The 12,822-nt window shown below is 30.5% G+C and carries 11 protein-coding genes; 8 read left to right on the top strand and 3 right to left on the bottom strand.

The window, feature by feature from the left end; all coding sequences use genetic code 11:
- Positions 1-150 precede the first annotated feature (150 nt).
- The 6 genes from ACN5J3_RS08255 to ACN5J3_RS08230 are packed head-to-tail and all read left to right on the top strand — an operon-like array spanning position 151 to position 6,385.
- Positions 151-1,563, top strand: a complete 1,413-nt coding sequence (locus ACN5J3_RS08255; RefSeq protein WP_418509650.1) for an MBOAT family O-acyltransferase — start codon at positions 151-153, stop codon at positions 1,561-1,563.
- A gap of 16 nt (positions 1,564-1,579) precedes the next feature.
- Positions 1,580-2,653: an alginate O-acetyltransferase AlgX-related protein gene (locus ACN5J3_RS08250; protein ID WP_417290007.1), complete on the top strand. Its 1,074-nt coding sequence runs from the start codon at positions 1,580-1,582 to the stop codon at positions 2,651-2,653.
- A gap of 38 nt (positions 2,654-2,691) precedes the next feature.
- On the top strand, positions 2,692-3,729 hold the full coding sequence (locus ACN5J3_RS08245; protein WP_418511421.1) for a glycosyltransferase family 2 protein: 1,038 nt from the start codon (positions 2,692-2,694) through the stop codon (positions 3,727-3,729).
- Between the two features lie 10 nt (positions 3,730-3,739).
- Positions 3,740-4,633, top strand: coding sequence for a glycosyltransferase family 2 protein (locus ACN5J3_RS08240; RefSeq protein WP_418511420.1), 894 nt, complete (start codon positions 3,740-3,742; stop codon positions 4,631-4,633).
- 4 nt (positions 4,634-4,637) lie between these two features.
- Positions 4,638-5,600, top strand: coding sequence for a hypothetical protein (locus ACN5J3_RS08235; protein WP_418511419.1), 963 nt, complete (start codon positions 4,638-4,640; stop codon positions 5,598-5,600).
- Positions 5,601-5,602: 2 nt separating this feature from the next.
- A complete protein-coding gene (locus ACN5J3_RS08230; protein WP_418511418.1) occupies positions 5,603-6,385 on the top strand; it encodes a glycosyltransferase family 2 protein in 783 nt (260 codons plus the stop codon).
- Here the strand turns inward: ACN5J3_RS08230 and recR are convergent.
- Positions 6,380-6,997, bottom strand: a complete 618-nt coding sequence (recR, locus tag ACN5J3_RS08225) for a recombination mediator RecR (protein ID WP_344729684.1) — start codon at positions 6,995-6,997, stop codon at positions 6,380-6,382. The two genes, ACN5J3_RS08230 and recR, sit on opposite strands and share 6 nt — an antisense overlap.
- A gap of 79 nt (positions 6,998-7,076) precedes the next feature.
- On the opposite strand from recR, the gene ACN5J3_RS08220 reads away from it, so the two are divergent.
- Positions 7,077-8,519 (top strand): sodium:solute symporter, encoded by a 1,443-nt coding sequence (locus ACN5J3_RS08220; RefSeq protein ID WP_418511417.1) that lies wholly within the window; start codon positions 7,077-7,079, stop codon positions 8,517-8,519.
- Here ACN5J3_RS08220 and ACN5J3_RS08215 read toward each other — a convergent pair.
- Positions 8,490-8,852 carry a CoA-binding protein gene (locus tag ACN5J3_RS08215; RefSeq protein WP_418511416.1) on the bottom strand — a complete coding sequence of 121 codons (363 nt, stop codon included), beginning with the start codon at positions 8,850-8,852 and terminating at the stop codon, positions 8,490-8,492. The two genes, ACN5J3_RS08220 and ACN5J3_RS08215, sit on opposite strands and share 30 nt — an antisense overlap.
- Positions 8,853-8,974: 122 nt before the next feature.
- Here ACN5J3_RS08215 and ACN5J3_RS08210 point away from each other — a divergent pair, with 122 nt between their 5' ends.
- A complete protein-coding gene (locus ACN5J3_RS08210; protein ID WP_418511415.1) occupies positions 8,975-11,446 on the top strand; it encodes a TonB-dependent receptor domain-containing protein in 2,472 nt (823 codons plus the stop codon).
- Between the two features lie 303 nt (positions 11,447-11,749).
- Here ACN5J3_RS08210 and ACN5J3_RS08205 read toward each other — a convergent pair whose 3' ends face one another.
- Positions 11,750-12,760, bottom strand: coding sequence for a 3-oxoacyl-ACP synthase III family protein (locus ACN5J3_RS08205; RefSeq protein ID WP_129759025.1), 1,011 nt, complete (start codon positions 12,758-12,760; stop codon positions 11,750-11,752).
- Between the last annotated feature and the right edge of the window lie 62 nt (positions 12,761-12,822).

Raw genomic sequence — 12,822 nt, 5'->3', positions numbered from 1 at the left:
GTCCTTGATATTTCCTAGTGAAACGCACCAAATATAAGGCAAAATAAATTCTATTTTAGAAAAATACTTCTAACTATATGATATATCTTTTTTTACTAAAAAAATGTTAACGATTATTATTACATTTGCACCCTATTTTAATTAAAATCAATGGTATTTAGCAGCGCATATTTTTTACTTTTATTTTTGCCTTTTGTACTTCTACTCTATTTTATAGTTCCAAAAAAATATAGGAATCTAGTAATTTTAGCAGCCAGTTTATATTTTTATACTTATGGTGAGAAGTTTCTGGTATTGATAATGATATTTTCTACAATTGTAGATTACAAATGTGGTATCATGATAGAGGAAGGAAACAGAAAGCTTGGGCTTCGGTTTTCTTTGTTTACCAATTTATTAACTCTAGGAGTATTTAAATATTTTAATTTTGCTATAGATAACTTAAAAGCTGTTATAAGCGGTTTAGGCATTCAAACAAGTGCTTTTGATGGTATTATAGAGATTGCCTTACCTTTAGGTATTAGCTTTTATGTTTTTCAAACCATGTCATACACCATTGATGTTTACAGAGGTAATGTAAAAGCCAGCAGAAACATTTTAGAGTTTGCTACCTATGTCACTATGTTTCCACAGCTTGTTGCTGGACCAATTGTAAGATATATTGATGTTCAAAAAGAAATTGTAAAGCGTGAGGTAACTTTGGTGTCTTTCTCTAAAGGTTTAGAACGTTTTATTTTAGGTCTTGCTAAAAAAATGATTTTAGCCAACACATTTGCTAGTGTTGCTGATAGTGTTTTTACTGAAAGTGGCGGTGATTTTTCTACAGTAAATGCATGGATTGGTGTATTTGCTTACACATTCCAGATTTACTTTGACTTTTCTGCTTACTCTGATATGGCTATTGGTTTAGGAAAAATGTTTGGTTTCAACTTTCTTGAAAACTTTAATTACCCATATATTTCAAAAAGTATTAAAGAGTTTTGGAGACGTTGGCACATCTCATTATCATCCTGGTTTAGAGATTACTTATACATTTCACTTGGCGGAAACAGAAAAGGTAAATCTAGAACCTATTTAAACTTATTTATTGTATTTTTTATTACAGGACTTTGGCACGGAGCCGCATGGAACTTTGTTATTTGGGGACTTTTTCACGGACTTTTTATTGTAATTGAGCGTGTTGGTTTTGATAAAGTTTTAGAGAAATTATGGGCACCAATTCAGCATATTTACACATTACTTATTGTCTTGGTAGGTTGGGTTTTATTTAGAGCCGAAGACTTAAACCATGCATTAATTTACCTAAAAACAATGTTTGTTTATACAGAAGGAAATCACGCTCCTAATGATTTTATAACCTATTTCAATTACAGTAATGAAGTTGCTATTATATTTATTTTAGGCGTTATTTTTTCTTTCCCAATATATCCTTATCTTGAGAAGAAACTAACCAACCCTATATACCTGCCGTTTAGATATATTTTTGTATTAACATTATTGTTTATAAGCATTGTGTATATAGCCGCAGGTTCTTATAACCCATTTATTTATTTTAGATTCTAATTAGTATAACAACATAATGAAAAATAAGCTTCATAAAATATTCATTACTGTTAGTATAGTAATGATTTCTATCCCTTTAGTTTTAGTATTATTAAAAATAAAGATAGAACCGATGAATCCTGGTGAAAAGAAAATCAGTTTAAACTTTAAACGTAATTTTCCTTTAAAAGCTGATTTGTTTGAATTATACTGCTATGTAAAAGCTAACATTTTTAATGTTAATCCTATTCCAAATTCTGCAATAGACATTCATAATGGTTGGAAATTTTTAGGTAATAAATTCAGTAATGCATTATCTGAATCTAAAGGTATTTTAAACTTTAATGACAACGAATTAAACACAATAAAATATCATATTTTAGAAAAGAAAAAATGGCTTGAAGATAGAAATATAAAGTTTTACATATCTATAGCACCAAACAAACATACTATATATGGTGATATGATTCCTATTGCTAAAAGCGATAAAGAAACAAAGTTTGAACAAATAAAAGCCTTATGTAAAAGTATTGATGTTCCGCTTATAAATTTAGGAGAATATTTTCCTAAAGACAGCATAAGGTTATACCATAAAACTGATTCTCACTGGAATCATCTTGGTGGTTTTTATGCTGCAAAAGCAATTATGAAAAACATCTCGACAGATTTCAACACAACAAAATTTAACATGAATCCATTAAACGACTATGAAATAGAACGTTTTAATTCTCCTATTGGAGATTTAAATGGCATGTTGTTTATAGAGAAAAGTGAAGAGTTTATAAATGTTAAGCCTAAATTTGAATACAGCTGGACAAAACAACCTAACCAATTACCTATACCATCTCCGTATCATTTTAGCTCTAGTAATTACGAACACCGTTATACTAGTGATGTAAACGATTTAAAAATCATAATTATGAGAGATTCCTTTTTTGGAGCTCTAAAAGAAATAGTAGCAAACGACTTTGGTGAAACGCTTTGCATTTGGAGACATAATTTTGACAAAATATTAATAGAAAAAGAAAAACCAGACATCGTTTTATACGAAATTGTTGAAAGAAATATAGACGTTTTACTTAAAGACGATTTTGATCACGCACCTAACTAACAGATTATAATACATAATTTTGTAATCAATCTTAACTTATGGAAAAGGAAAACGCACCATTGGTATCAATTTGTATTCCAACTTATAATGGTGGCGCATTTATTGAAGAAACGCTTCAAAGTGCATTAAATCAAACATATAAAAATATAGAAATTGTTATTACAGACGATAAGTCTTCTGATAATACACTTTCTATATGCAATGCTTTTGCTGAAAAAGATTCTAGAATTAAAGTTTATGAAAACACTACAAATTTAGGTCTGGTTGGTAATTGGTGCGAAAGCGTAGAAAAAGCCTCTTCAAAATGGGTTAAGTTTTTATTTCAAGACGACTTATTAGAGCATGATTGTGTTGAAAAAATGATAAATGCGGCATTATCTTCAAATGTAAATTTTGTAATATGCAACAGAGAGTACATATTTGAAGAAGGTTTTGATCCAAAAATAAAAAAACAATACGCAGAGAAGTTACCTAAAACAGAACTAATCTTTAACGATCCTATTGTTTACACTCCAAAGGAAACAGCAAAACGCATAAGTCCTTATATTTTTAATAATTGCATAGGAGAACCACCAACATTTTTATTTAATAAAGACTATTATTCTAGAGAAGATTATCCTGATACTTATTTTCAGCTTATAGATTACATCTTTATTTTAAATAAAATTTTAGTTCACAACTTTACCTTTGTCAATGAAAAACTTGTAAGATTTAGAGTTCATAACGATTCTGAATCTATGAGAAATACAAGTAAAATTGAAAATGATAAAAAAGCTTTTCATAAATTTATATACATTCAATTTTATGAAAAACTACAGATTTGCTATGAGATTTTACATAACCCATTATTTAAAAACGTAAAAAAATACACCTCTGAAAACCATATTAATTCTATAAAAAATTGGTTTGTTATGGTATCTTATAAGCGTTATGGCTTTAAAAAGGTTTTTGCCTTTTATAAAGCTTCAAAACTTAATGATTTTATTATAGACTCTTATACATCAAGCTATAGCTACCCTAAATACAAACTACTTAAAGTAAGAATGAAAAACATAAGTAAAAAATACAACTTATAATCAGTTAATTATGAAATTAGTTTCTATAATAGTTTGCACATACAACGGTTCAAAATATATTGAAACACAAATACAAAGCCTTTTAGAGCAAACGTATTCTAATATAGAAATTATAATAGCTGATGATTCGTCTACAGACAATACAGTTGCCTTAGTTACTAATCTTGCTAAAAACTATAATAACATAAGCGTACATAGTTTTAAAGAAAATGTAGGCTATATAAAAAACTTTGAAAGAGGTATTTTATTAGCAAAAGGAGACTACATTGCCCTTTGTGATCAAGATGATTGGTGGCACCCTACCAAAATAGAAAAACTAGTTGCAAACATTTCAGATTACGATATAATATATTGCAATTCAGAATTTACCAATGCCCTTTTAGAACCAAACGGAAATAGTTTTTCGAAATCTAAAAATATGGTAACCTCAAAAAATCCATTAAATTTTGTCATAGAGAATTGTGTTTCAGGGCATGCAAGTATTATAAAAAAAGAACTTATAGAAAAATCTTTACCGTTTCCGGACCAAGTACCTCACGATTGGTGGCTTACATTTATAGCTACGCTAAACAATGGTGTTACTTATTATGATGAAGCTCTAGTAAAGTACCGCTTTCATGACAACAATGTTATTGTATCTAAAAAAAATAAAGTAGATAAAGAAGCTAAAAAAATAGAAAGACGACACAGAGTTAAAACATTTTATGAGGTAATTCCTGAAAATAATAAGAATAAAAAAATTCTTAAAACTATAAACAACTCCTTTAAGAGTTTTTCTATTATAAATAATGTAAAGCGTGCTTACATTTTTTTAAAACACAGAGAAGACCTACTTGCTATATTAAAAAAATCAGATTTTAAAAAATTAGTTTTTGCCTATACCATGTTTTTTAAACTTAAATAATGCTATGAAAGTAACAATTATAAGTCTAGACAAATGGGGATATAATGAATTTATAGCTAAAGAGCTTAAACATCGAGGTGTTCAAGTAAAACATATAGATTTTTATAAACTTAAATACAGTTATCCTACATTTTTTCATAAAGCTCTCAACTTTGTTACAAAAACATTATTTAATTATAATTTAAAACGCGAACACCTAAATAACGTTTTAAAAAACGCAATTAATAAAAACGAAAAGCAAGATGCTGTTTTAATAATAAAAGGAGATGACCTGTCTATAAAAACAATTAAATCTATCAAGAAAAACACAAAAACACTTATTACGTTTTTAAATGATAGCATGGCGCGCTACCCAAGAATGAAACGTGTATATCCGTATTTTGATAAAATATATTCTTTTGATCCTGACGATGTTGCAAAGCACAACTTTAATCTTATAACCAATTACATCTATTTTGATTATAAAAATATTGCTAAAACAACACCTGATTTTGGCGTGTTCAACATAAGCTCTCTTGACAAGCGCACCAAAACAATGCCGCAATTTGCAAAATACTTCAAAGCACATAATATAGACTATAAACTTATAGCATTCTCTAGCACTCACCATGAGGAGTTAGAACACTTAAACATTGAACAAACAACAAAAACTTACACGCTTGATGATGTTTTTAACCTAGTAAAAAACAGCACGTATTTGTTAGACTTGCAACGACCTAAACAAAAAGGGTTATCTTTTAGAATATTTGAAGGTTTAGCTTTAGAGAAAAAAATAATCACAACAAATAAAGACATTGTAAACTACGACTTTTACAACCCAAACAATATTGCTGTTGTTGATAGCGATGAAATACGAATCCCTGAAACCTTTTTTTCTACACCATATCAAAAAATTGATGACGAAATAGTAAACAAATACCACATATCGCAATGGGTAAATACTGTTTTTAATCTTGAAAACTCATAATTATGAACACCACCCTACTTATCTCAACATACAATTGGCCCAAAGCGTTAGAACTCGTTTTAATGAGTGTAAAACGTCAAAAAAAACTACCAACTGAAGTTGTTATTGCAGATGATGGCTCTACTGAAGAAACAAAAAAACTCATTGAGTCTTTTCAGGAAAATTTCCCTGTAAAAATTAGGCATATATGGCATGAAGACAAAGGTTTTACAAAAACGGTTATCCTCAATAAAGCCTTAAAAACAATTACTTCAGATTATGTAATACAAATTGATGGTGATATTATATTACATTCTAACTTTATAAAAGACCATATTGCAAATGCAAAAAAAGGCACTTATTTATTTGGGTCTCGTATTTCTATCACAGAACCTTACTCTAAAAAAGCTTTAGAGAAAAAACAAATTAAGTTTTATTGGTTTGGCAGTGGTTTATTAAGAAGAACTCGCGCTATTTACTTACCTTTTTATAACATATTTACAAAGCCAAAATATAAAAACTCTAGCAAATTAAGAGGTTGTAATATGTCTTACTGGCTAGAAGATGCTATAAATATTAATGGTTATAACGAAGACTATATTGGTTGGGGCTATGAAGATTTTGATTTTGCCCAAAGATTAATAAATGCTGGCGTAGCAGCAAAACGTATCAAACATGCTGCAATTCAATTTCACATATATCACAAAGAAGCGCCTAAAGGAGACACAGATAAAGGGAACAAAATTCTTTCAAAAACAATTCAAGAACAAATCTCTGTGTGTAAAAACGGCATCAAGAAGTTATAATTTTAATGATGACTCAAACGGAATTCTGTTTATAATACTTCTACCTAGAGTTACTTCATCAGTATACTCTAATTCATTACCAACAGATATACCTCGAGCAATGGTAGATGTTGTTATCTCAAAATCCTGAATTTGTTTGTAAATATAAAAGTTTGTTGTATCGCCTTCCATTGTAGAACCTAATGCAAAAATAAGCTCTTTCACAGTACCTTCTTTTACTTTATCTACCAGCGTTTGAATATTTAAATCGTTTGGCCCAATACCATCCATAGGCGAAATCTTACCTCCTAAAACATGATAAAGACCTTTGTAAGAACTTGTATTTTCTATAGCCATAACATCACGAATATCTTCTACAACACATATTATTTCATTTGTTCTATGTGGGTTTGCACATATTTCACAAAGTTCATAATCACTAATATTATGACAGTTTTTACAGAATTTTATATCGCGTCTCATAGTCTCAAGAGCTTTTGCTAGCTGAAATGTTTGCGATTCAGGTTGGCGCAATAAATGCAGTACCAATCGCAAAGCAGTTCGCTTTCCTATTCCCGGTAGTTGAGACATTTCATCTACAGCTTTTTCTAATAATTTTGATGCAAATTCCATAGTTGCGAATTTACGATTTTACATTTAAGAATTGCATATACATCAGTAATTTGTATTTTGGCTCATATTTTTTGTTACTATGAGCGCAACACAAATCATACTACTTATTTTAGGCTATTTTGGCGTACTTATTTTAATTTCTTATCTCACAGGAAAAAAGTCCGGAAACGATGCTTTCTTTAAAGCCAATAAGCAATCACCTTGGTATGTGGTTGCTTTTGGAATGATAGGAGCTTCTTTATCTGGTGTGACATTTATTTCTGTTCCTGGTTGGATTGAGGCTTCTCAATTTGGCTACATGCAGGTTGTTTTAGGATACATACTAGGATATCTAGTTATTGGCACGGTCTTGCTTCCTCTGTATTACAAACTAAATTTAACATCCATATATAGTTATCTAGGTGAGCGCTTTGGTAATTATTCTTATAAAACAGGTGCTTCGTTTTTCTTAATTTCTCGAGTAGTTGGTGCTAGTTTCAGGCTATTTTTAGTTGCTAACGTATTGCAAATTATATTGTTTGATGAATTGGGAATTCAATTTTGGCAAACGGTTACTATTACGGTATTACTTATATGGCTTTACACATTTAAATCTGGGATAAAAACTATTGTTTGGACAGATACCTTACAAACGCTCTTTATGCTTATAGCTGTTGGTGTTACCATATATTTTGTAAGTGATGAATTAGCTTTATCTGGCGGTAATGTTCTTGATTACGTTTTAAACAACGAACTTTCTAAAACATTCTTTTTTGATGATATTAAATCTAGCAATTACTTCTGGAAACAATTTATTTCTGGTGCTTTTATAGCCATAGTAATGACAGGTTTAGACCAAGATATGATGCAAAAAAACTTAACCTGTAAAACCCTTAAAGACGCTCAAAAAAACATGTTCTGGTTCACCTTTGTTTTAACCATAGTCAACTTTGTGTTTTTAAGTTTAGGACTACTATTAACAATGTATGCACAACAAAATGGTATTGATGCGCACAAAGACGACCTATTCCCTATTTTAGCAAAAAACCATTTAGGTATTGGTGTCTTTATATTTTTCCTTTTAGGGCTTATTGCTGCAGCTTACAGCAGTGCAGATAGTGCTTTAACTTCTCTAACCACATCATTTAGTATTGATATTTTAGATATTGAAAAAAAATACGATGAGCAAAAACAAGTTCGCATAAGAAAACGTATTCACGTATTAATATCTTTAGTACTTATACTTGTTATAGTTGCTTTTAAGTACATCATTAAAGATGAAAGTGTTATTGCTAAACTATTTGTTTTTGCAGGTTATACCTATGGCCCACTTTTAGGACTTTATGCTTTTGGTTTGTTTACAAAATGGCAAGTAAGAGACAAAATTGTTCCTTTTATAGCAATATCAGCACCTATTTTATCATATGTAATTAGTGCAAATAGCTTAAAATGGTTTGGGTTTGAATTTGGTTTCTTTATACTTATCTTAAACGGATTTTTAACCTTTTTAGGGTTAGTATTGATTTGTAGAAAGCAAAACTAGCGTACAAGCAACTTCAAAATCAATTGTGTTTTCTTTTAGCTTCTTATAAAGTTCAGGGTTTTCTGTTCCTGGATTAAAAATAACGCGCTTAGGTTTTAGGGAAATTATATAATTGTAATAATCTTTTTGACGCTTCGGATTCAAATAAAGCGTAACCGTATCTACATCATTATATGGTTTTAAAACTGTATCAATAGTAACACCTTCAATTTCACCTTCTTTTAAACCAAAGGCTACGACCTCATGATTATTTGCTACTAATTTCCTAATAGCATGGTTTGAATACCTATCTGTTTTTAAAGAAGCTCCTAACACTAATGTTTTTTTACTCATTTGTTAAAGTGTTGTTAAGTAATGTTAAATAAAGTAACACTATTATAAAATAAACGTCTATGGTAATAATAACAAATACAAAGTATAAATCAAAAAAAGAATTACTAAACTAAACCAATCTAATGAAAAAATTAATTACATGTTGCTTGTTATTATTATTAGCCAGTAATATACATGCGCAAAATGCTGTTGTAAAACCACTTATAAACGGATCTATTTCTGGTAAAGTATTAGACGCAGCACTTAACGAACCCTTACCATACGTAACTATTGTTGTGAAAAACAACACTGGTGAAACCGTTACAGGAGGAATCACCAATGATGATGGAACTTTTAACATTGATAAAATTCCAGAAGGAAACCACGCTGTAAGCATTCAATTTATTGGATATAAAACTATTACAAAAAACATTACTATAAACAAAGACAGCAAGCATGTCAACCTTGGTAATATTTTACTTGAAGAAGCTGCTGCTGCTCTAGATGAAGTTACAGTTGTTGCTGAAGTTTCTACCATTCAACAAAAAGTAGACAGAAAAGTAATTACTATAGGTAAAGACCTAACTACTGCTGGAGCTACAGCTTCAGATATAATGACAAACTTACCATCTGTAAATGTTGACCAACAAACAGGAAACATTAGCTTAAGAGGTAACGAAAATGTTCGTGTTATGGTTGATGGAAAATTAAGCAACGTACCTATTGCTCAATTACTAAAACAAATTCCTTCTACATCTATAAAAAGCATAGAATTAATCACTAATCCATCAGCAAAATACAATCCTGAAGGTATGAGTGGTATTATTAATATCATACTTCATAAAAACACAAAATTAGGCTTCAATGGAAACATAAATTTAGGTCTAACAAAAGAAGTGTATGCTAAATTCAACAGTTCTATAGATGTCAATTACCGTAACGGAAAATTTAATGTATATGGTAGTTATGGTAACAACATTGGTAAATGGGATAACTTTGGTGATATTGATAGACTAGATGATAATTCTAGACAAGATTTCAATTTCTTCAACAATAACAAGTCACATTTATTTAAAGTTGGACTTGATTATTATCTTAATGATAGAAACACCATCTCTTTCTTTACAAATCAAAACCTTTTTGAAGGTAATGGCATAGGAAACACACTACTAACAGATGCTAATTCTATTAAAAGACGTCAAATTTTTGGTGATGAAACCGAAAACAGTTCAGGACAATACAACCTTGCTTACAAACATGAGTTCAAAAAAGAAAATGAGACTTTAGATGTTGAAATAGATTACAATGATTTTACTCAAGACCAAATTGCAGATTTCAACTTTATAAACTTCAATTTCCCTGAAGATTACATGGATTTTGTAGATACAAAGCGTGATCAAACAACAATAAATGTTGATTATGTAAATCCGCTAAACGAAAAAACAAAATTAGAAATTGGTGCAGAAGCCAGATTGTTCAACTCTACAATAGATTATAATTCTACCGGAATCACTTACAACAGCGAAGGCTTTGTTATACCAACACCAAGTACCTATTTTGACTACACAAGAAACATATACTCATTATATGCTACCTATGGAAAAACTCTTGAAAAATGGAGCTATCAAGTTGGCGCTAGATTTGAACAAGTAAATGTAGATGCAGAACCTTTACGTTTATTTAAAGACAACACTGTAGAATTATTGCCTTTTGAGAATGATTATTTTCAAGTATATCCATCGGCTTTTCTTACCTATACAGCATCTGATAAAAACTCATATCAAATAAGTTATAGCCGCCGTATAGATCGTCCAGGTTTACAACAAGTAAACCCTATTAGAGAATGGAGCACTCCACGTGTATCATCATTTGGTAACCCAGAACTTAAACCTCAATTCACAAACTCTGTGGAACTAAATTATACCAGAAACCTAGGAAAAGGTAGTATAACTGCTGGTGTATTTTACAGAATTATTGAAGATCAAATAAGTCGCTACGTAAGAATAGATCGTACAAACTTATCAGATGCAAATTCTATTATGTCTTATGATAATTTTGATAACACAACAGCTTATGGTCTTGAAGTTTCTGGTAACTATCGCCCTACAAAATGGTGGAACCTAAATGGTAGTTTTGATTTATACTCACAAACTCAAAAAGGTCTAACAGAATACTTAAGCAATTACGAGAATCCAACTGTTACTGATATTGTAACAATTAATAGTGAAGTAGAAAATTTAGTTTGGAACTTTAGACTTTTCAATAACTTTAGAGCTACTAAAAGGTTGAACCTTTCGTTATTTGCTATGTATCGTGGTAAAGAAGAAGGCGTACAATTTACAAGAGACCCAATGTATTTTGTAAACACAGGTTTACGTTATAGTTTCCTAGAAGACAACCGCGCTACATTTGGCTTTAATTACAATGACATTTTTGATACAATGAAATTTGCCTTTGAAGGCGATACACCTTACCCAAATGTTGGAGAATTCAATTGGGAAAGCAATACTTGGAACATTACATTTTCATACCGTTTTGGTGGTCAAAAATACAGAGCATTACAACGTAAACAACGTGATAACGACATAAAATCTAGTAGCGGCGGATTTATGTAAACCCATATTTGATAGCCAACATAATAGTTGATGGTTAGTGTTAATGTCTGGCTATTAAATAAAGAAACCCCAAAGTGTCACTGCTTTGGGGTTTTGCTTTTGTTAAACTCTCGTTAAAAAAAATAATTCATGTAATAATTTTAAACTTTTATCGTCTATAATAATAAGTGATAAGTTTTTAAGTAATCATAACTATAAGGTTTACACTTTATAGTTTAGTGTTAGTTAAAATTGGTTAATAGTGAAAAACCCGAACCTAATAAGGCTCGGGTTTTTCTATTTATAAAAGTCTGTTTGTTTAATTTACCACTTAATAATAGCACTTCCCCAAGTAAATCCGCTTCCAAAGGCAGCAAGAACCACAGTATCTCCTTCTTTTATTTTTCCTTGTTCCCAAGCTTCAGTTAAAGCAATAGGAATAGAAGCCGCTGTTGTGTTTCCGTATTTTTGAATATTATTAAATACTTGGTCGTCTTCCAATTGAAACTTCTTTTGAATAAACTGCGCAATACGCAAGTTGGCTTGATGCGGAATTAACATATCAATATCATTTACCTGCAACTTGTTTTTCATTAAGCCTTCCATAATTACTTCACTAAAACGAACTACAGCATTTTTAAATACAAACTGTCCGTTCATGTAAGGATAGTAGCTCTCATCATCAGGATTATTATCTGCTATAATATCATTTACCCAACGTTTTCCCATTCCTGGAGCTATCAAGCTTAATTCTTCGGCATGTTCTCCTTGAGAGTGTAAGTGCGTTGATAAAATACCTTTACTATTATCTTCTTCACGTGTTAAAACTGCTGCTCCTGCTCCATCTCCAAAAATCACCGAAACACCTCTTCCTCGAGTGGTTTTATCTAATCCGTGAGAATGTAATTCACTTCCAATAACAAGCACGTTTTTATACATTCCTGTTTTTATAAAATTATCAGCAACCGATAATCCATAAACAAAACCAGAACATTGATTACGTACATCTAATGCGCCAACTGTTTTTATGTCTAATTCTTTTTGAACGGTAACTCCTGGTCCAGGAAAATAATAATCTGGACTTAAAGTTGCAAAAATGATAAAATCAATGTCATCTTTATCAATTCCTGCACGTTCTATAGCAACTTTAGCTGCTTTTACACCCATTGCAGATGTGGTATCACCACTTCCTGGTTTTACCCAACGACGCTCTTTAATTCCTGTTCGTTCTTGAATCCATTCATCACTGGTATCCATCAACTTGGTTAAATCATCATTGGTAACCACATTATCAGGCACATAATAGCCTAAACCTATTATTTTTGAATTATACATATCATAAAAATTAGCTTCGCAATTTAAATATTTCCCAATAAAACCCCTTTAAAAAAGGCATT

Origin of the sequence: Corallibacter sp., from assembly GCF_048381695.1 — a bacterium.
Taxonomy (GTDB): Bacteria; Bacteroidota; Bacteroidia; order Flavobacteriales; family Flavobacteriaceae; genus Corallibacter; species Corallibacter vietnamensis.
Note: the sequence above shows the minus strand (reverse complement) of the source record. Positions and strands in the feature narration are given on the sequence as shown.